Annotated in this window: 18 protein-coding genes; 9 read left to right on the top strand and 9 right to left on the bottom strand. The window is 62.5% G+C overall.

Annotation, left to right across the window (positions count from 1 at the left end; all coding sequences use genetic code 11):
* The first annotated feature begins 16 nt into the window (after positions 1-16).
* Positions 17-1,075 (top strand): ABC transporter ATP-binding protein, encoded by a 1,059-nt coding sequence (locus M5C71_RS10630; RefSeq protein WP_248767792.1) that lies wholly within the window; start codon positions 17-19, stop codon positions 1,073-1,075.
* 3 nt (positions 1,076-1,078) lie between these two features.
* On the opposite strand, the gene M5C71_RS10635 is transcribed toward M5C71_RS10630, so the two are convergent.
* A complete protein-coding gene (locus M5C71_RS10635) occupies positions 1,079-2,008 on the bottom strand; it encodes an AraC family transcriptional regulator (protein WP_103497877.1) in 930 nt (309 codons plus the stop codon).
* 341 nt (positions 2,009-2,349) lie between these two features.
* Here M5C71_RS10635 and M5C71_RS10640 point away from each other — a divergent pair, with 341 nt between their 5' ends.
* Both M5C71_RS10640 and M5C71_RS10645 read left to right on the top strand, forming a co-directional pair.
* Entirely contained in the window at positions 2,350-2,715 is a 366-nt protein-coding gene (locus tag M5C71_RS10640; protein ID WP_100938753.1) for an antibiotic biosynthesis monooxygenase family protein, read from the top strand.
* Between the two features lie 42 nt (positions 2,716-2,757).
* Positions 2,758-2,997, top strand: coding sequence for a hypothetical protein (locus M5C71_RS10645; RefSeq protein WP_248767793.1), 240 nt, complete (start codon positions 2,758-2,760; stop codon positions 2,995-2,997).
* 132 nt (positions 2,998-3,129) lie between these two features.
* Here M5C71_RS10645 and M5C71_RS10650 read toward each other — a convergent pair whose 3' ends face one another.
* From M5C71_RS10650 to bglX, 6 genes are all read right to left on the bottom strand, one after another.
* The gene (locus tag M5C71_RS10650) at positions 3,130-3,753 is read right to left on the bottom strand and encodes a flavin reductase family protein (RefSeq protein ID WP_248767794.1); all 624 of its coding nucleotides are present in this window, start codon (positions 3,751-3,753) and stop codon (positions 3,130-3,132) included.
* A 246-nt stretch (positions 3,754-3,999) separates the two neighbouring features.
* Positions 4,000-4,443 carry a hypothetical protein gene (locus M5C71_RS10655; protein ID WP_248767795.1) on the bottom strand — a complete coding sequence of 148 codons (444 nt, stop codon included), beginning with the start codon at positions 4,441-4,443 and terminating at the stop codon, positions 4,000-4,002.
* 445 nt (positions 4,444-4,888) lie between these two features.
* Positions 4,889-6,211, bottom strand: coding sequence for an MFS transporter (locus tag M5C71_RS10660; protein ID WP_103498149.1), 1,323 nt, complete (start codon positions 6,209-6,211; stop codon positions 4,889-4,891).
* A gap of 321 nt (positions 6,212-6,532) precedes the next feature.
* Positions 6,533-7,864, bottom strand: coding sequence for a sigma-54 dependent transcriptional regulator (locus M5C71_RS10665; RefSeq protein ID WP_103498150.1), 1,332 nt, complete (start codon positions 7,862-7,864; stop codon positions 6,533-6,535).
* Positions 7,861-9,624: an ATP-binding protein gene (locus tag M5C71_RS10670; protein ID WP_248767796.1), complete on the bottom strand. Its 1,764-nt coding sequence runs from the start codon at positions 9,622-9,624 to the stop codon at positions 7,861-7,863. The genes M5C71_RS10665 and M5C71_RS10670 overlap by 4 nt, the downstream gene beginning before the upstream one ends.
* Before the next feature lie 159 nt (positions 9,625-9,783).
* Complete coding sequence (gene bglX, locus M5C71_RS10675) at positions 9,784-12,075, bottom strand: beta-glucosidase BglX (protein WP_248767797.1); 2,292 nt, start codon at positions 12,073-12,075, stop codon at positions 9,784-9,786.
* Between the two features lie 245 nt (positions 12,076-12,320).
* Between bglX and M5C71_RS10680 the strand changes: the two genes are divergently transcribed.
* From M5C71_RS10680 to M5C71_RS10695, 4 genes are all read left to right on the top strand, one after another.
* Positions 12,321-12,932 (top strand): LemA family protein, encoded by a 612-nt coding sequence (locus M5C71_RS10680; RefSeq protein WP_248745100.1) that lies wholly within the window; start codon positions 12,321-12,323, stop codon positions 12,930-12,932.
* Between the two features lie 67 nt (positions 12,933-12,999).
* Positions 13,000-13,707 (top strand): TPM domain-containing protein, encoded by a 708-nt coding sequence (locus M5C71_RS10685; RefSeq protein ID WP_248767798.1) that lies wholly within the window; start codon positions 13,000-13,002, stop codon positions 13,705-13,707.
* 29 nt (positions 13,708-13,736) lie between these two features.
* Positions 13,737-14,354, top strand: coding sequence for a hypothetical protein (locus M5C71_RS10690; protein WP_103498155.1), 618 nt, complete (start codon positions 13,737-13,739; stop codon positions 14,352-14,354).
* Positions 14,355-14,408: 54 nt separating this feature from the next.
* Positions 14,409-15,626: an SAM-dependent methyltransferase gene (locus tag M5C71_RS10695; protein WP_103498156.1), complete on the top strand. Its 1,218-nt coding sequence runs from the start codon at positions 14,409-14,411 to the stop codon at positions 15,624-15,626.
* On the opposite strand, the gene M5C71_RS10700 is transcribed toward M5C71_RS10695, so the two are convergent.
* The gene (locus tag M5C71_RS10700; protein WP_103498157.1) at positions 15,614-16,525 is read right to left on the bottom strand and encodes a DMT family transporter; all 912 of its coding nucleotides are present in this window, start codon (positions 16,523-16,525) and stop codon (positions 15,614-15,616) included. The genes M5C71_RS10695 and M5C71_RS10700 overlap by 13 nt on opposite strands.
* A 205-nt stretch (positions 16,526-16,730) precedes the next feature.
* On the opposite strand from M5C71_RS10700, the gene M5C71_RS10705 reads away from it, so the two are divergent.
* Both M5C71_RS10705 and M5C71_RS10710 read left to right on the top strand, forming a co-directional pair.
* Positions 16,731-17,312 carry a DJ-1/PfpI family protein gene (locus tag M5C71_RS10705; protein WP_248767799.1) on the top strand — a complete coding sequence of 194 codons (582 nt, stop codon included), beginning with the start codon at positions 16,731-16,733 and terminating at the stop codon, positions 17,310-17,312.
* Positions 17,313-17,326: 14 nt separating this feature from the next.
* Positions 17,327-17,632, top strand: a complete 306-nt coding sequence (locus M5C71_RS10710) for a ribbon-helix-helix domain-containing protein (RefSeq protein ID WP_103498159.1) — start codon at positions 17,327-17,329, stop codon at positions 17,630-17,632.
* Between the two features lie 25 nt (positions 17,633-17,657).
* Here the strand turns inward: M5C71_RS10710 and M5C71_RS10715 are convergent, their stop codons facing one another.
* On the bottom strand, positions 17,658-18,617 hold the full coding sequence (locus M5C71_RS10715; protein WP_103498160.1) for a FecR domain-containing protein: 960 nt from the start codon (positions 18,615-18,617) through the stop codon (positions 17,658-17,660).
* Positions 18,618-18,624 lie beyond the last annotated feature (7 nt).

An 18,624-nucleotide genomic window follows, 5' to 3' on the forward strand; every position in this document is an offset into this window, starting at 1 on the left:
TCTTGAGGTAAGCAACATGACTGGACTGATTCTGGAAAACGTCGAAAAACACTACGGCATGGCCTGTGCGGTGAAGGACGTCAATCTGCACCTGCCCGAGGGCAAGCTGGTGTGCTTCCTCGGCCCTTCGGGGTGCGGCAAGACCACCTTGCTGCGGATGATTGCCGGCCTGGAAACCCTCAGCGGTGGCGAGATCCGCCTGGACGGCGAGGACATCGGCCAGACCCCGGCGCACCTGCGCAACTTCGGCATGGTGTTCCAGTCCCTGGCGCTGTTTCCCCATATGACCGTGGGCGAGAACATCGCCTATCCGCTGAAGCTGCGCGGGGTCGGCAAGGCCGAACAGCAGGCGCGGGTGGTCGAACTGCTGCAACTGATTCAACTGAGCGAGATGATCGACCGGCCGGTGTCCAAGCTCTCAGGTGGCCAGCGCCAGCGGGTGGCGATTGCCCGGGCGATTGCCGCGCGGCCCAAGCTCCTGCTGCTGGATGAGCCGCTGTCGGCGCTGGATGCCAAGTTGCGCGAATCGATGCAGGTGGAAATCCGCCAGCTGCAACAGCGCCTGAACATCACCACCATCATGGTCACCCATGACCAGCGCGAGGCGATGACCATGGCCGATATCGTGGTGGTGCTGGGCGAGCATCGGGTGCAGCAGGTGGGCACGCCGATCGAGATCTATCGGCACCCGGCCAACGAGTTCGTCGCCGACTTTATCGGTTCGGGCAATATCTTTCCGGCCACCGTGCTGGGCGGCGGAAGGATCGGGTTGCCAGGAGGCGAGAGCATCGAGGTACCGAGCAGCGCAGGTGTCGAGACCGGCAAGCAGGTGCGGATGCTGGTGCGTCCGGAAGACCTGCAACTCTCCACGCCCGAGTCGACGGCAGGGCACAATCGTCTGCTCGGCACGGTGATCTTCGTCCGCGATATCGGCTCGACCATTGAAACCATCGTCGAGTGTTCCGGCGTGTCGTTCACGGCGCTGAGCACGCCGTGCCAGGGCATCGGCCTGGGGGTGGGGCATAGGGTCTCGGTGACCATCCCGGCCGAGGCGTGTCGTGTACTGGCGGCTTAGCGCCTAGACACTCAGGCGCAACCGCGCCAGGTCGCGCAGCGGTGGCGCGCCGAACAGCCGGCTGTATTCGCGGCTGAACTGCGAGGGGCTTTCATAGCCCACGCGGTAGCCCGCCGCCGAGGCGTCCAGGCCTTCGATCAGCATCAGCCGCCGCGCTTCCTGCAGGCGCAGCTGCTTCTGGTACTGCAACGGGCTCATGGACGTCATCGCCTTGAACCGGTGGTGCAGGGTCGACACGCTCAGGTTGGCCTCGCGGGCCAGGCTGTCGATGCGCAGCGGTTGTTCGAAATTGCCGTTCAACCACTTGATCGCCTGGCTGACCCGGTGGCTCTGGCTATTGGCGATGGCGATCTCATACAGCCGGTAGCCCTGGGGGCTGCGCAGTAGTCGATAGAGAATTTCCCGACGGATCAGCGGCGCGAGCATGTTGATGTCTTTCGGGCTGTCGAGCAGGCGGGTCAGGCGCAGCAGGGCATCGAACATCTGTGTGTCCAGGCGCTCGACATACAAGCCGCGCCCGGTGGGCCGGCTGGGCACGCCCATGGGACCGGCCTCGGCAATCAAGGCACTGATTTCGGCCGGATCGATATCCACGCGCAAGGCGAGGATCGGGTGTTCCGGCGAGACACTGGTGATCCGCCCGCAAATCGGCATGGAAACCGAGACCACCATGTAGTTCAGCGGGTCGTAGACAAAGTTCTCATCCCCCAGGCGTACTTCCTTGCGACCCTGGGCCATGACACACAGGGCCGGCTGGGCCAGTACCGGGGAGAATTCGTGGGGCTGGCCATGGCGCGACAGGTGCAGCGAGCCCACCGCGGTGGCGTAGCTGCCGTCTTCACCGGTGTTGCGGTAGATGATCTCGGCCAGCTCCGCGCGCAACTTTTCCATTTCTACCGGCAGGGGGACTTGGGGTTGATCGAGCAAGGACATGGCGGGCCCTGGAGGTGATTGCGAATGGGGCAAGCTTAAGTTTGGGCAAGCCGTAGCGCCAGGACAATACTGCGCAATTCTTGCCTGATTCTGCAGTCTTTTCATATGACGGTCATATTACAGGCGGCCAGGCGCCGGGAAGTTGCTCAAAACGCGGTGGGGAGGGGGAGGGCAGTCCGGGGGCCTCGGCGCTGGCGGGAATCGGCGTCGCGGCAGGATTGTGCAATAAGCCGGCAGGAATCGACTAACGACCCCTCGGCAAACACTCTAATCTCTGTTCCTGTCGCAGTCAGTCCCCGGGCTGATTGAGCGAGTACAACTTCTCTTCGGGAGCGTCGCGCATGTCCAAGCCTATCCCCGTCAGTCATATGGCCTTTGTTCGTGCACGCCCTGGGCGTTCCGCCGAGCTGGGCGCACGGCTGAGCAGCCTGATCGAACCCTCCCGCCAGGCCCCCGGTTGCCTGCAATTTTCCCTGCAGCACTCCCTGGCCGATGCCGACCTGTGGTTGGTGTCCGGATTCTGGGTCAACCAACCGGCCATGACGGCCTACTTCAATACCCCGGCCATGCAGGTCTTTGCCGAGCTGGTCCAGGACCTGGTGGTCGACAGCTTCGACTTCCATACCTTCAGCGATGTCAGCGCGGCCCGGGCCCAGTGCGATTTTCATCTGTCCAGCGCAGGTGCCTTGCAGCAGTTGGCCAGCTGAAGGTTTAGAATGCCGGCCAATCAATTGGCCGGGATAACAGGCATGGCACGTAAAGCATTCACACACTTCGAAGCCGTTTCGGCGGTGGTTCCCGGTGAGGGCGGTTATAGCGCGGCGATTGCCGTGAAAGCCCTGGACGGTTCCGGTGCACCACGGTTTCACAAAATACTCGATGAACAGAAGTTCAAGACCGCCTTCGAGGCCGACGAGGCTGCCGCGCAAGAGCTTGCGCGACTGGCTGATGTCGACGAAGAGGGTGAGTTGGCCTGGTCTGTCGCCTAGGTTTGCAGCTGATCCTCTGCCGGGCACGGTCCCTTGTAGCTGGCTTGCCAGCGATGAGGCCCTTGAGCCTTGCAACGCTCATTCGGCCGCCATCGCCAGCAAGCTGGCTCCTGCACGGACGTGCGCTGGTCACTAGGCGCGTGGACGGTACATCTTGAACAAGGCTTCCGGGCCCAACTGGAAGTAGTCCGCCGGGCCACCGCCGCGCAGAATCGGTTCGGCGGCGGCGGTGTCGTAGACCCCATCCTTGAGCAGCCACTTGGCGATATGCACGGCGACCACTTCGCCGAGCACCAGCCAGGTAGGCACCAACGCCTGATCGGCCCGCTGCAGTTGAATGATCTGGGTGACCTTGCATTCGAATGACACCGGGCTTTCCTGTACCCGTGGCACCTTGATGATCCGCGAGGCGGCGGGCGTGAGGCCGGACAGTTCGAATTCATCGACCTCGGCGGGCGCGGCCGCGGAACTCTGGTTCATGGCTTCGGCCAGGGGCCGGGTGGCGAGGTTCCAGGCGAACTCGCCGGTTTGTTCGATGTTGTTCAGGCTGTCTTTGCGGCCGACACTGGCGAAGCCGACGATCGGCGGAATGTAGTTGAACGCGTTGAAAAAACTGTAGGGCGCCAGGTTCAGGTGGCCCTGTGCATCCTGCGAGGAAATCCAGCCGATGGGCCGTGGGCCGACGATGGCATTGAACGGGTCGTGGGGCAGGCCGTGGCCGTTGGCGGGTTCGTAGTAGTGGATGGCGTCGGACATGGTTCGAGGGTTTCCAGGGATCGGATCATCAAGGGAAGGCGACAGTGTGCGATGCGTCGCGGGGAAATGCGATAGGTGTTGGCCCTTGCAGGCGCCTGCTTGCTGACGATGAGGCCAGGGAGTCTTGCGTCGTCTGATCGGCCGTCATCGCCAGTAAGCCGGCTCCTACAAGGGGGCGTGGCATTTTCAGGATCCCCAGAAACAACTAAGCCCGGCCGAAGCCGGGCTGCAAGGCTAACGCACGGATTAGCTGATGGCGGCAGCGCCAGGGGTTTTGTCGTAGCCGTCAGCGGCAACAGCGTTGGCGCCTGGAGTCTTGTCGTAGCCGTCAGCGGCAACAGCGTTGGCACCTGGGGTCTTGTCGTAACCATCAGCGGCAACAGCGTTGGCACCTGGGGTCTTGTCGTAACCGTCAGCGGCAACAGCGTTGGCACCTGGAGTCTTGTCGTAACCGTCAGCGGCAACAGCGTTGGCACCTGGAGTCTTGTCGTAACCGTCAGCGGCAACAGCGTTGGCACCTGGAGTCTTGTCGTAACCGTCAGCGGCAACAGCGTTGGCGCCCGGAGTCTTGTCGTAACCATCGGCCGCTACGGTGTAGGCACCGCCTGGGGTTTTGTCATAACCATCGGCGGCGAAGGTGTTGGCAGCCAGTACCGAGAGGGTCAAGGCGAGGATCAGTTTGGTTTTCATGGTGGTTGCTCCTAAAGGTGTTCGTTTTGTTCAGTGGGTGTGGAAGTGATTTTACGCTTGTAAATTTGATTAAAAAGCGCAAATAAACGCTTAAATCAATCGTATAAATCGATATGTATGGCGCCAGAAAAGGTCGGTATTCAACGTGATGCCAAGGGGCCGGGGCCAGGTCGATTTAACGTAGGTTCAGAATGTCGCTTGGAAATTAACTGGCTATTAATGCCGATAATTCTTTTGCGATTGCGCAGAAATGCGCCGAGATCGCCCTGTAAGGACGCGAGTGAACGGGGGAACGAGGTCTTGAAAACAACGCCGAACCTTGTAGGAGCCTGGCTTGCCAGCGAAAGGGGCCTCAAGACCGCCAAAAGCTTCGCGGGCAAGCCCTGCTCCTACAAGGTTTTGAGTACGGCAATAGACCGGGGTATATCGCCGGTTTCCAGGTCACTCAGTCGGTCTCGATCCGCGAATGCTTGCGGGTGTCTTTCATGGTCACGTACACCAGCAGCGAACAGGCGATGCAGGCCGTCACGTACCAGTAGTAGCCGGTTTCCATGCCGACGCTCTTGAACCACAGCGCAATGTATTCCGCCGTACCGCCGAAGATCGAGACGGTCAGGGCATACGGCAGGCCGACGCCCAGCGCACGGATTTCAGTGGGGAACAGCTCGGCCTTCACCACCGCGTTGATCGAGGTGTAGCCGCTGACGATGATCAGCGCCGCCATGATCAGGAAGAACGCGCCCCACCAGGTCTGGATGGTGTGCAGGGTGCTGAGGATCGGCACGGTAAACAGCGTACCGAGGATACCGAAGGCAATCAGGATCGGCCGCCGGCCGATCTTGTCCGACAGCGCACCGACCAGCGGTTGCAGGCACATGAACAGGAACAGCGTCGCCGCCGAAATGGTGGTGGAGTCGGAGATGCTCATGCCGACCGTGTTCACCAGATATTTCTGCATGTAGGTGGTGTAGGTGTAGAACGCCAGGGTGCCGCCCATGGTCAGGCCGACCACGGTCATCAGCTCCTTGGGATGACGCATCAGGGTGCGCATCAGGCTTTCTTTAGGTTCTTCTTTCTTCTTGGTGAAGGACTCGGTTTCTTCCATGCCGCGACGCAGATAGAGCGCGACCACGGCACACAGGGCGCCGATGGCGAACGGAATCCGCCAGCCCCAGGCTTGCAGCTGTTCGGTGGTCAGGGTCTGTTGCAGCACGATCAGCACCGCCAGGGCGATGAGTTGGCCGGAGATCAGGGTCACGTACTGGAAGCTGGAGAAGAAGCCGCGACGTTCCTTGGTCGCCATCTCGCTGAGGTAGGTGGCCGAGGTGCCGTATTCGCCGCCGACCGACAAGCCCTGCATCAGGCGGGCGACCACCAGCAGGATCGGGGCGCCGACGCCGATGGTTTCATAGCCCGGGGTGAGGGCGATGATCAGGGAGCCGAAGCACATCAGCAGGACTGAGGCCATCAGCGCGGCCTTGCGGCCCTTGCGGTCGGCGTAGAGGCCCATGAGCCAGCCGCCGATCGGGCGCATCAGGAAGCCCACGGCGAAGATCGCGGCGGTGTTGAGGAGTTGGGCGGTGGTGTCGCCCTTGGGGAAGAAGACCTTGGCGAAGTACAGCGAGAACGCGGCGTAGACGTACCAGTCGTACCATTCGACCATATTGCCGACCGAACCGCTGAAGATCGATTTCAGACGGCTGGAGGTGGTTCTTTCTTTGGCCGGCGCGGCCGCCGACCCCAGGGGCAGGGTAGAGGAGTTTTCCATCAGGGAACCTTCAAGTCATTGTTTTTGTGGAGCGCGCGCGAGCGCGGCCTGCCAGGGCTATAGCAGGAGCTGTGCCAACGGCGGAAGGCCCGGTTTAGAGGGGCTGGCGGGATTGGGTGAGCGGAAATCCGCTCATGGGCGATAAATCAATAAGCGGAAAATCGCCGATGCGGGATGTGCTGGATGAAACATGAACCAGACAAACACGGCACAACCTGTGGGAGCGGAGCTTGCCCGCGAATAGGCCCTTGAGAACGCTAAAAGCTTCGCGGGCAAGCTCCGCTCCCACAGGTTGATAGGCGGTGTTTTCCAGGCAGGGGTTCAGTCGTCCTTGAGGAACATCTCGCGCGCCAGGCCATGACGTTGCATCTTTTCATTGAAGGTGCGGCGTGGCAGTTGCAGCTCTTCGAGTACTGCCTTGACGTCGCCCTTGTGCCGGGTCAGGGCCGAACGCAGGCATTGCGCTTCAAAGGCCTCCTGCTGCGCCGCGAGGGATTGGCCTGGATCGATTGCGTCAGGCTCCGACTCACCCAGGCCGAGTACCGAACGTTCGGCGGCATTCGCCAGTTCCCGCACATTGCCCGGCCAGTCATGGCTCAACAGGCGGCTCAACTGCGGCCCGCTCAGCGGCGTCGAGGGCCGCCCCATTCGCTCGGCCGCACCGTAGGCGAAGTGCTCGAACAACAACGGGATATCTTCGCGACGCTCGCGCAACGGCGGCAGGCGCAACTGCGCCACCGTCAGCCGATAGGCCAGGTCCTCGCGAAAGCGCCCGGCCCGGGCCTCGTCCAGCAAGTCGGGTTTGGTCGCGGCGACGATACGCAGGTCCACCGCGATGCTCTGGTTCGAACCCAGCCGCTCCAGCTTCTGCTCCTGCAACACCCGCAGCAGCTTCACCTGCTGGGCCAGCGGCATGCTTTCGATCTCGTCGAGAAACAAGGTGCCGCCATCGGCGTATTCCAGCTTGCCGATACGCTTGCCCTGGGCCCCGGTGAAAGCCCCGCTTTCATGACCGAACAACTCGGCTTCAAACAAGGCCTCGGGAATCGCCGCGCAGTTGAGGGCGACAAACGGCTTGGCGGCCCTCGGCCCGAAATCATGCAGGCAACGGGCAACCAGTTCCTTGCCGCTGCCGGTTTCACCACGGATCAGCACGTTGACCGGTAGCGCCGCCAGCTCCAGCACCTGCCGGCGCAGGGTTTGCAGGCTGCGGGAAACCCCCAGCAGGCTGCGCTCGAGTCGGGAGCGGTGATCGGCCTGTTGATGCAACTGGCGGTTCTCCAGCACCAGGCGGCGTTTCTCCATGGCCCGGGCGAGGCTGGCGAGCAGGGTCTGCGGGCTGAAGGGTTTTTCCAGGAAGTCGTAGGCACCGTCGCGCATGGCTTCCACCGCCATGGGCACGTCGCCGTGACCGGTCAGCAGGATCACCGGCAGATCGCTGTCGTGTGCCTGCAAACGCGCCAGCAATTCCAGGCCGCCCATGCCGGGCATGCGCACGTCGCTGAGGATCACCCCGGGGAAATCCCGGGGCAGTTGCGCCAGGCACTCTTCGGCGCGGCTGAAGGTCTGCACCTGGAAACCCGACAGGCTCAGCCATTGCTCGACAGCTGTGCGGATGCTGGCTTCGTCATCGACCACGATCACGGCGTTCATCGAGTGTCCATCTCCGGGGCAATGGGCAGGGTCAGGCTGAAGTGGGCGCCGCCGTGGCGATTGTCGACGCTCAGGCGACCGTCCAGTTCATGGACGATGGCGTAGGACACCGCCAGGCCCAGGCCGAGGCCATCGCCTACCGGTTTGGTGGTGAAGAACGGGTCGAAGACCTTGCCCAGGTGTTCCTCGGCAATCCCACCGCCGCTGTCGCCCACGGTCAGCAGCCATACCGGTGGGCGGGCTTCGATACGGATTTCAAGGCGCTTGAGCGGTTTGTCGTGCATGGCATCCAGGGCATTGCGCAACAGGTTGATCAGCACCTGCTCCAGACGAATCGCGTCGCCCCGGACCCAGGCCGGGCGGGTCAGATGCAGCACCGTGCTGACCGCGTCTTCACGCAGACGCGGGTCGAGCAGTTGCAACGCCTGATCGACCACGCCGGCCAGGTCGAGGGGCTCACGCAGGCCGCTGGGGCTTTGTCGGGCGTAGGTCTTCAAGTGACCGGTGAGGGCCGCCATGCGGGTCAGCATCTGATCCAGGGGGGCGAGGGCCTGGTAGGCGTCCTCGATCCGGCCATGGTCGAGCAGCAGGCGCAAGGTCGCCAATTGCATGCGCTGGGCGGTCAGCGGCTGGTTGATTTCATGGGCCAGGGCGGCGGACATCTGCCCCAGCGCCGCCAGTTTGGCCGATTGCACCAGACCGTCCTGGGCGGTGCGCAGGTCGCGGGTGCGTTCCTCCACCAGACGCTCCAGCTCTTCGCGACTGCGTTGGCGCAGGCGCGACAGGCGCCAGCGTTGGCTGAGGAACAGCAGCAGAAACACCAGGGCCAGCCACAGGCCGGCACCGGCGAGTGCGGCATTGCGTCGTTCCTCGGCGGCCATCTGCGGTTTGCGCAGCAGGTGCAGGGTCCAGTCTTCCGGAGGCAGTGGCTGCGACTCCCAGAGGTAGTCGGCACTGCCGTCCGGGCCGTCGACCCGGGTCAGGTAACTGTTGTCGCCGAACATTCGCAAGGGGCGGTATTCGAGGGGGCTGAGGGATTGCTTGTCATATTGCCGGGTGCTGCCGATTTCACTGCGGTCATTGTCACGCAGCGGGCGCAGCAGGCGATAGCGCCAGCCGGGCTGGTTGGCGATAAACACGATGTCGCGGGCATCGCTGACCAGCAGGGTGTCGTTGCCCTTGCTCCACTCACGCTCGAGTTCCGGGAACTCCAGTTTCACCACCATGGCGCCGAGGAATTCGCCGTTGTCGCCGGTTACCGCGCTGGCGAGAAAATAACCGGGAATGCCACTGGTCACGCCCACGGCATAGAAGTGCCCGCTGCCTTCGACGCGGGTCTGGTTGAAGTAAGGGCGAAAGCCGTAGTTGTGACCGACGTAGCTGCTCGGCAGGCTCCAGTTGCTGGCAGCCACCGACAGGCCATTGCGATCCAGCAGTTGCAGGGTGGAAGAGCGCGCGGCGCCATTGATCCGTTCCAGTTTGCGGTTCAGGGCGTCCTGTTCTGCCGCATCGATGGGGCCGGCCAGGGCCGTGCGCAATTGCGGGTCGAGGGCGAGCACGGCAGGCAGGGCGCGGTAGCGTTCGATCAGGGTGTGCAGGGCGTTGGCGTAAAGCGTCAGTTGCATCTTGCCCCGCGAGGCGTCGTCGACCAGGGCCTGTTGTTCGGCGCGATGCACGGCCCAGCCGGCGGCCAGGACGGTACCGGCGACAATCAGCAGAGTGTAGAACGCCAGACGCAGGGGACGAGGAAGCGGCGACATACGGGCAACGACAGGCTTGGGGAGGGGCGGGAAAGATAGCATGTCGAATCAGCTAGGCGCTGACTTGTGGGAGCGGAGCTTGCCCGCGAAAGGGACCTTGAGGTCGCCAAAAGCTTCGCGGGCAAGCACCGCTCCCACAAGAGCGGTCAGTGGCAGGGCTTACAACAACTCGAAACTCTGCTGCGTCACATCCTGGGAGTCCAGGCCGATCTGCACGTTGAACTTGCCCGGCTCCGAGGCGTACTTCAACTGGGTGTTGTAGAACTTCAAGTCTTCCTCGTCGATGCTGAAGTGAAGGACCTTCTGCTCGCCCGCCTTGAGCATCACCTTCTGGAAGTTTTTCAGTTCCTTGACCGGACGGATCATGGAACCGGCGACCTGCTGGATATACAGCTGCACCACTGTCTCGCCATCACGCTTGCCGGTGTTCTTCACCGTGATGCTGGCATCGAGCTTGCCGCTCTTGTTCAGCGTGGTCGAAGACAGCGCCATGTCGCTCAGGCTGAAGTCGGTGTAGCTCAGGCCATAGCCGAAGGGGTACAGCGGGGTGTTTTCCTCGTCGAAATACTGCGAGGTGTAGTTGCCCGGCTTGCCTGGGGTGTACGGACGACCGATGGTCAGGTGGTTGTAGTACATCGGTACCTGGCCGACCGAGCGTGGGAAGGTGATCGGCAGCTTGCCCGACGGGTTGTAGTCACCGAACAATACGTCGGCAATGGCGTTGCCGCCTTCGGTGCCGCTGAACCAGGTTTCCAGCACGGCAGCGGCCTGGTCCTGCTCGTGGCCGATGGTCAGCGGACGGCCGTTCATCAGCACCAGCACCAACGGCTTGCCGGTGGCCTTGAGGGCCTTGATCAGTTCACGCTGGCTGGCCGGGATATTCAGGTCGGTACGGCTCGACGACTCGTGGGACATGCCCCGCGACTCGCCCACCGCGGCGATCACCACGTCGGCCTGCTCGGCGGCCTTGACCGCTTCGTCGATCATCTGCTGCGCCGGGCGCGGGTCATCGACGATTTCCGGCGCCGCGAAGTTGAGGAAGTTCAGGTAATCCACGACCTTCTTGTCGGCGGTGATGTTCGAACCGCGGGCATAGACCAGTTGGCCCTTGTCGCCCAGGGCGCGGCTCATGCCGTCATACAGGGTGACCGATTGCGCCGGCAGGCCGGCGGCGGCCCAGCTGCCCATCATGTCGATCGGGGCCTTGGCCAGCGGGCCGACCAGGGCGATCTTCGCCGACTTCTTCAGTGGCAGGGTCTGGCCCTGGTTCTTCAGCAGGACCAGGCTGCGGCGTGCCATGTCGCGGGCATCGCTGCGGTGCAGGCGGCTTTCGGCATTGGTGTCGGCCGGATCATCCTCGGCCTTGCCGATACGCAGGTACGGGTCCTTGAACAGGCCCATGTCGTACTTGGCGCCGAGCACTTCACGCACGGCGTTGTCCAGGTCGCTCTGCGGCACTTCACCAGACTTGATCAGCCCCGGCAGCTCCTTGCCATACAGCGAGTCGTTCATGCTCATGTCGATGCCGGCCTTGATCGCCAGCTTGGCCGCTTCGCGCCCGTCCTTGGCAACGCCGTGCTTGAGCAGTTCGAAAATCGCCCCGTGGTCGCTCACCGCCAGGCCCTTGAAACCCCAGTCCTTGCGCAGCAGGTCCTGCATCAGCCAGGTGTTGGAAGTGGCGGGCACGCCGTTGATCGAGTTCAGGGCAACCATCACCCCGCCGGCGCCGGCGTCGATCGCGGCGCGATAAGGCGGCAGGTAGGTCTGGTACATTTTCACCGGGCTCATGTCGACCACGTTGTAGTCGCGACCGCCTTCGACCGCGCCATAGAGGGCGAAGTGCTTGACGCTGGCCATGATGCTGTCCGGTTCGCTCGGGCTCTTGCCCTGGTAGGCGTGGACCATCACCTGGGCGATGCGCGAGACCAGGTAGGTGTCCTCGCCGAAGCCCTCGGAGGTCCGGCCCCAGCGCGGGTCGCGGGAAATATCGACCATCGGCGCGAAGGTGATGTCCAGGCTGTCGGCGCTGGCTTCCTGGGCGGCGATGCGTCCGGAATGGCCGATGGCGTCCATGTCCCAGCTCGACGCCAGGCCCAGGCTGATGGGGAAAATGGTCCGGTGGCCGTGGATCACGTCATAGGCGAAGAACATCGGGATCTTCAACCGGCTGCGCATGGCGGCGTCCTGCATCGGACGGTTTTCCGGGCGGGAGATGGAGTTGAAGGTGCCGCCGATGTTGCCCGCGGCGATTTCCTTGCGGATCAGTTCCCGGGGCATTTCCGGGCCAATACTGATCAGACGCAATTGGCCGATCTTTTCCTCGAGGGTCATCTGCTTCATCAACTGGGCGATGAAAGCGTCCTTGTTTTCCAGGGAGGCGGGCTTTGTGTCAGCCACTACCGGGAGACTGGCCAGGCCAATAGCGAGGCCCAGCAAACACAGCTTCTTCATGAATGATTATCTCGGGGGCCCGGTCCGGCGATCAATCGTTGCGCACTAGCCGGGCTGTTTAGTTGTAGGGAGCGACTCTTGTTGTGCTAATAATCCAGCACAGTTGTGAACTGTTTTTCGCGCTGGGCATCTTTTAGCTGATTGGCTTCACACATTCCAGTGGCGGTGGCGGATTATGCCTGAGTCCCGCGTACGAAAAATCCTGGGATTTTTCTCTTTTTAACGTTTCAAGGAGGGTTTCGAGCATGCAGGCACAACAGGGCTTACGTTCGAGTTGCAGATTCGCCGCACTGGCATTGCTGGCGACGTTGCTGGCCGGCTGCGGCATCAACAATATTCCCACTTATGATGAACAGGTGAAGGCCAACTGGGCCCAGGTACAGAACCAGTATCAGCGGCGCGCGGACCTGATCCCGAATCTGGTGGAAACGGTCAAGGGTTACGCCAAACAGGAGCAGGAAACCCTGACCGCGGTGGTCGAGGCGCGGGCCAAGGCCACCTCGATCCAGGTCGATGCCAGCACCCTGGATAATCCCGAGAAGCTCAAGCAGTACCAGGACGCCCAGGGCCAGTTGACCGGCGCCCTCAGTCGTCTGATGGTGGTCTCGGAGCGATACCCGGATCTGAAGTCAAACCAGAACTTCCTGGCCCTGCAGTCCCAACTCGAAGGCACGGAAAACCGTATCAGTGTGGCGCGACGTGACTTCATCCTCAGTGTGGAAAAGTACAACACCGAGATCCGCACCTTTCCCGGCCGCCTCTGGCATAGCCTGATGTACAGCAACCTGCCGTTGCGCCCGACGTTCGAGGCGACCGCCCAGGACGCCGATAAAGCACCGCAGGTGAAGTTCCAGTAACCCGATGGGCGTTGCCGTGCTGAATTGTGGCAGCGCTGGATCCTGCTTCATCACGAACGAGGTAGGCATGCGTATTTTCCAAGGTGCCCTGTGGCTGTTGCTCTGCACGCTGGCGCTGACGGCCAGGGCCGATTTGCAGTTTCCCGAATTGAGCGGGCGGGTGGTGGACAGCGCCCAGATGATCGACGCGCCGGTGCGCGAGGCCTTGAATCAGCAGTTGCAGGCCCATGAGAAGGCCACCGGCGAGCAGATCGTGGTGGTCACCGTGGCGAACCTGCAAGGCGCGACCATCGAGGATTACGGTTACCAGTTGGGGCGTCACTGGGGCATCGGCCAGAAGGACAAGAACAACGGCGCGCTGCTGATCGTCGCCCGGGACGAGCGCAAGGTGCGCATTGAAGTGGGTTATGGCCTGGAAGACCGCCTGACCGACGCCCAGTCATCCTTGATCATCAACCAGTTGATCGTGCCGCAGTTCAAACGCGACCATGTTTCCAGCGGCATCAGTTCCGGGGTCGACGCGATGCTCAAGGTCCTGGGCAGCCCGCTGGTGGAGAAAACCGAGCCCGAAGGGGATTTCGGATCTCGGCACCCGGTACTGATCGGCTTCCTCATGATTCTCTTCGTGCTGATCTGCGCGATGATGCAACTGATGGGCTATGGCCCGAGGGGCGGATCGGGAGGTTTTGGCGGCGGCGGTGGCGGACGTTCCGGCGGTGGCTTCAGCGGTGGCGGTGGCGGTTTCGGTGGCGGCGGATCATCGGGCAGTTGGTAATCCATCATTATTAGAGAGTGTGCACAACCATGGCCTTACTGACTGAATACGAACAACGGCAGGTTGCCGAAGCGATTACCCGGGTCGAGCAGCAGACCGATGCGGAACTGGTGACGGTGCTGGCGCGGCGTGCCGACGACTATGCCTATATCCCGTTGCTGTGGGCCAGCCTGGCGGCGCTGCTGGTCCCCGGGCTGCTCAACTTCGTCTTCGGCTGGCTGAACAGCCACAGCCTGCTGGCAGTGCAGTGGAGCAGCTTTATCGTGTTGTGCCTGGTGTTCCGCATCCCGTCGATCACCAGCCGGCTGATTCCGCGATCGGTGCGGCACTGGCGGGCATCGAACCTGGCGCGGCGGCAGTTTCTCGAACAGAACCTGCACCATACCGTCGGCGGTACCGGTATCCTGATCTTTGTCTGTGAGGCCGAGCGCCATGTCGAAATCCTGGTGGACAAGGGGATTTCCCAGCGGCTCGACAACAGCGCCTGGGAGCCCATCGTCAAGGCCTTCACCGAGCGGGTCAGGCAGGGGCAGACCTTGCAGGGCTTTATCAGCTGCATCGAGTCCTGCGGCGAACTGCTCAAGTCTCATGTGCCGGTGACCCAGGCACGCAACGAGTTGCCTAACCGGTTGGTCCTGTTGGGCTGATACAATAGCCGCTATTCCCTGATCCGACTCCCGCACGCCCGAGGCGCCCTTTACATGTCAGCTACTGCAACCCCCGCCCAGTCCGTGCCGGACCATCACGCACAGTTTCTCGAGTTGCTCGAGACCGGTCTGGCGCAGAACGCTTTTATCAAGCTGGTGCTGGCCAAGTACGTGGGCGACGAAGCGGACCTGCAACGGCTGATCATCAAGCAGGTGACGGTCAAGGAGCAGGCGTGCCTGTCCTTTGTCTATCGCTACAAGACCCGTGATATCACCAAGAACTTCGCCCTCGCCGAAGGCCAGGCGATCATCGCCGGGCTGCTGCCGGCGTCCTTCAAGAACGCGCACCTGCTGTCACTCACCGACGAAGTGCAGCTGGAGTACAGCAAAAAGGGCAAGAGCACCCTGTTCAAGGGCAAGGCCCAGCAGACGCGGGAAGTGCCGTCCGCCGAGCACAATCGCGAGAAGAACCGCTATCTGGAACTCAGCCGGCCATTTCTCACCGACCTGGGGGTGACCAACCCGCAGCACGAGCTGATTCCAGCGATGTCGCGCAAGTGGAAGCAGATCAACAAATTTATCGAAGTGTTTTCCCATGCCCTGAGCCACTCGCCGATCAAGCTCGACCAGCCGGTGCGGGTCGCGGACTTCGGTTCGGGCAAGGGCTACCTGACCTTTGCCATCCACGATTACCTGCGCAATACCTTGCAGGTCGAAGGCCAGGTGACCGGGGTCGAGTTGCGCGAAGACATGGTCAACCTGTGCAATACGGCGGCGGCGCGCCTGGAGCATCCGGGGCTGGTGTTCAAATGTGGCGATGTGCGCAGCGTGGCGCCGAGCGAACTGGAAGTGATGATCGCCTTGCATGCCTGCGATATCGCCACCGACTATGCGATCCACACCGGTATCCGCTCCGGCGCGGCGATCATCATGTGCTCGCCGTGCTGCCACAAGCAGATCCGCTTGCAGATCCAGAGTCCGGTGTTGCTCAAGCCGATGCTGCAATATGGCCTGCACCTGGGGCAGCAGGCGGAGATGGTCACCGACAGCTTGCGCGCACTGTTCCTGGAAGCCTGCGGCTACGAGACCAAGGTCTTCGAGTTCATTTCCCTGGAACACACCAACAAGAACAAGATGATCCTCGCGGTCAAGCGCGCCGAGCCTGTGGACCCGGCGCAATTGTTGGTGAAGATCGAGGAGTTGAAGGCGTTCTATCACATCCAGGAGCACTGCCTGGAAACCCTGCTGCGGGCCGACGGCTACTTGAGCTGAACCCCCGCCGGCAAACCGCCCGGTTGCGCCGGGCGGACGCTGGTCTTGCGCCCGAGCATCACGGTGATGATCACGCCACCGGCAAACAGCCAGGTAATCGGCTCGACGTGTTCGCCGAAGAACAGCGCCGAAAAGGCAATGGTGAAGAAAATCTGCAACAGCTGGATCTGGCTGACCCGGGCGATACCGCCCAGGGCGAGCCCGGCGTACCAGGCAAAAAAGCCGAGAAACTGCGAGAACAACGCCACATAACCGAAGGCCCACCAGGTCTTGCCGGAAATCGCGCCCTGGTGCTGCCAGGCCAGGTACAGCACCGGGCCGATCAGGATCGGCACCGACAGCACCAGCGCCCAGCAGATCACTTGCCAACCGCCCATCTCCCGGGCCAGGCGACCGCCCTCGGCATAGCCCAGGCCGCCGAGGGCGATGGCGCCGATCATCAACAGGTCTCCGGGCTGGATACTCCCGGCCCCGCTGATCAGCGCATAACCCAGCACCAGCGCACTGCCCAGGGCCGCGCAAGCCCAGAAGGCCTTTGATGGCCGCTCGTGGGACAACCAGGCCGCGTACAACGCCACGCACAAGGGTTGCAGGCCATTGACCAGGGCGCCGTGGGAGGCCGGCAGGGTCTGCATGGCCCAGGCCGAGAGTACCGGAAAACCCAGGATGACCCCGATGATCACCAGTGACAGGCCTTTGACCTGGCGCCAGGTCGGCCACTTTTCCCGACGCCACAGCAGCAGCGCCGCCGCCGGAAGGGCGGCGATCAGGGCGCGACCGAGGCCGTTGAGCAGCGGATGGATTTCCTGCACCACGACGCGGGTGAAGGGCAGGGTCAGGCTGAAGATCACTACACCCAGCAGGCCGAGCAGCATGCCGGTGTTTTCACGGGAGGACATAAACGTTGGCCAGTCATCAGGGAAACAGGGACTGTCATCTAGCCATAAAGCCCCGACGGCTCGCCGCTACAGCTGGGTAGAGAGTTGTCCATACAGTTTTTCGTGGGACCGCCTGCGTAGTAGCCGGTGATTACCTGCCTGCGTGTATAGGGTCTACCTTGACTACTCTTGTCTGCCCAAGTGTTTAACCAGAGGAGTTCACCCCATGGCCGCGAAAAAGATTCTGATGCTGGTTGGCGATTACGTCGAAGACTACGAAGTGATGGTGCCGTTCCAGGCCCTGCTGATGGTCGGTCACCAGGTGCATGCGGTGTGCCCGGAAAAAAGCGCCGGCCAGACCGTGCGCACCGCGATCCATGACTTCGAGGGCGACCAGACCTACAGTGAAAAGCCGGGGCATCTGTTCGCACTGAACTTTGATTTCGCCAAGGTCGATGCCGCCGACTACGATGCGTTGCTGATTCCCGGTGGCCGTGCGCCGGAATACCTGCGGCTGAACGACAAAGTCCTGCAACTGGTGCAGGCCTTCGACCACGCCGGCAAGCCGATTGCCGCGGTTTGTCATGGCGCGCAGTTGCTGGCGGCGGCGGGGATTCTCGACGGTCGTGAGTGCAGCGCCTATCCTGCCTGTGCTCCGGAAGTGCGGCTGGCCGGTGGTCGTTATATCGATATCGAAGTGACCCAGGCCCACGTCCAGGGCAACCTCGCCACCGCTCCGGCCTGGCCGGCGCATCCGAGTTGGCTGGCGGCGTTCCTCGGATTGCTGGGTACCAGGATCACCTTGTAAGGGAGGGTTGGGTCATGTGTGAGCTCTACGTCAAGGCCGATCCGATTCTCTACGAATCGCGTTCCCGCTCGCTGCGCATCCGTGGCGTGGTGACCACCTTGCGCCTGGAAAACCAGTTCTGGGACATCCTCGGCGAGATCGCCGAGGCCGACGGCATGACCACCAACCAGTTGATCACCCGGCTCTACGAGGAAGTGATGGACTTTCGCGGGGAGGTGCTGAATTTCGCCTCCTTCCTGCGGGTCAGTTGCACCCGCTACCTGAGCCAGCGTCGGGCCCAGGTAACGGAACTCAGTGTGGTCCGTTCGAACGCGGGGTGAAAAATAACGCGATCCCGGCCGGCGGCTATTTGCGGCTTTCGATCCTGACCTGACCGTCGTCCAGGGCCACGGTTTTCACCGGGATCAAGGCGGGCAGGGCATTGAGCAGAGCGTCCGGGTCTGTCACGTCGAGGTTGCCGGAGACCTTGAAGTGCGCCAGCGGGCCGTCCGCCAGTTGCACCGGTTTGCTGCGGTAGAGGCTCAGTTCATCGAGCAGACTGGCCAGTTCGCGGTTGCGAAAGGCCAGGTGGCCGCTGCGCCAATCGGCGACTTCCTCGCTGCTCAGGGTTTGCTGTTGCAGCGTACCTTTGGCGTAGTCGAAGATCGCCCGTTGCCTGGCTTCGAGCAGGGTGGCGCTGCTCGGATCGCCTTCCGGCTCGAAAGCCACCTGGCCGTGGGCGACGCTGACCACCAACTGGCGCTGGCCGCGGCGCACATCGAAAGCGGTGCCCACCACTCGTACCCGGGCGTTGCCGGCATGCACCCACAATGGGCGTTCCTTGTCGGCGGCCACTTCCAGGTAGAGCTGGCCCTGATCCAGGTAGATATCCCGTTGCCGGGAGCGGAAGTTGATGCGCAGTCGGGTATTGGCGTTGATGTACAGGGTGCTGCCGTCCGGCAGTTTCAGGGTGCGGGTGCCCTGGGCATGGGCGGCGACCTGATGCCGGTACGGGGTATTTGGTGCGCCGAGATTGGCGCTCAGCAACGCACACAACAGCGCGGCCGCCGTGGCCAGGGCCGGTCGCCAGAGGTTCTTGCGCCGGGGGGCCGGCAACGCCGGCTGGTTCAGTTGGCGCAGTTGCGCCAGGTCCGCCCAGAGTGCTTCGAACTCGGCATAGGCCCGGGCATGCTCCGGCTTTGCCCGCCATTCTTCGAACGCCCTGTCCGGTGACTGTTCGGGCGTGTCGCGGTGACGGGCGAACCAGCTCGCGGCCTGGGCATCGATGCTGTTTCCATCGAGTGTGATGTCGATGACGCGGCTCATTCTGACG

The sequence above is a fragment of the Pseudomonas sp. MWU12-2345 genome, assembly GCF_023242385.1.
GTDB classification, from domain to species: Bacteria; Pseudomonadota; Gammaproteobacteria; order Pseudomonadales; family Pseudomonadaceae; genus Aquipseudomonas; species Aquipseudomonas gingeri_D.

Bases quoted from the DNA above. Each gene is read 5' to 3' on its own strand.
- M5C71_RS10670 (WP_248767796.1), bottom strand. From the start codon at position 9,624: ATGTCGCCGCTTCCTCGTCCCCTGCGTCTGGCGTTCTACACTCTGCTG.
- M5C71_RS10690 (WP_103498155.1), top strand. From the start codon at position 13,737: ATGGCCTTACTGACTGAATACGAACAACGGCAGGTTGCCGAAGCGATT.
- M5C71_RS10655 (WP_248767795.1), bottom strand. From the start codon at position 4,443: ATGAAAACCAAACTGATCCTCGCCTTGACCCTCTCGGTACTGGCTGCC.
- M5C71_RS10645 (WP_248767793.1), top strand. From the start codon at position 2,758: ATGGCACGTAAAGCATTCACACACTTCGAAGCCGTTTCGGCGGTGGTT.
- M5C71_RS10630 (WP_248767792.1), top strand. From the start codon at position 17: ATGACTGGACTGATTCTGGAAAACGTCGAAAAACACTACGGCATGGCC.
- M5C71_RS10665 (WP_103498150.1), bottom strand. From the start codon at position 7,864: ATGAACGCCGTGATCGTGGTCGATGACGAAGCCAGCATCCGCACAGCT.
- bglX (WP_248767797.1), bottom strand. From the start codon at position 12,075: ATGAAGAAGCTGTGTTTGCTGGGCCTCGCTATTGGCCTGGCCAGTCTC.
- M5C71_RS10710 (WP_103498159.1), top strand. From the start codon at position 17,327: ATGTGTGAGCTCTACGTCAAGGCCGATCCGATTCTCTACGAATCGCGT.
- M5C71_RS10650 (WP_248767794.1), bottom strand. From the start codon at position 3,753: ATGTCCGACGCCATCCACTACTACGAACCCGCCAACGGCCACGGCCTG.
- M5C71_RS10635 (WP_103497877.1), bottom strand. From the start codon at position 2,008: ATGTCCTTGCTCGATCAACCCCAAGTCCCCCTGCCGGTAGAAATGGAA.
- M5C71_RS10705 (WP_248767799.1), top strand. From the start codon at position 16,731: ATGGCCGCGAAAAAGATTCTGATGCTGGTTGGCGATTACGTCGAAGAC.
- M5C71_RS10685 (WP_248767798.1), top strand. From the start codon at position 13,000: ATGCGTATTTTCCAAGGTGCCCTGTGGCTGTTGCTCTGCACGCTGGCG.
- M5C71_RS10700 (WP_103498157.1), bottom strand. From the start codon at position 16,525: ATGTCCTCCCGTGAAAACACCGGCATGCTGCTCGGCCTGCTGGGTGTA.
- M5C71_RS10695 (WP_103498156.1), top strand. From the start codon at position 14,409: ATGTCAGCTACTGCAACCCCCGCCCAGTCCGTGCCGGACCATCACGCA.
- M5C71_RS10660 (WP_103498149.1), bottom strand. From the start codon at position 6,211: ATGGAAAACTCCTCTACCCTGCCCCTGGGGTCGGCGGCCGCGCCGGCC.
- M5C71_RS10715 (WP_103498160.1), bottom strand. From the start codon at position 18,617: ATGAGCCGCGTCATCGACATCACACTCGATGGAAACAGCATCGATGCC.
- M5C71_RS10640 (WP_100938753.1), top strand. From the start codon at position 2,350: ATGTCCAAGCCTATCCCCGTCAGTCATATGGCCTTTGTTCGTGCACGC.
- M5C71_RS10680 (WP_248745100.1), top strand. From the start codon at position 12,321: ATGCAGGCACAACAGGGCTTACGTTCGAGTTGCAGATTCGCCGCACTG.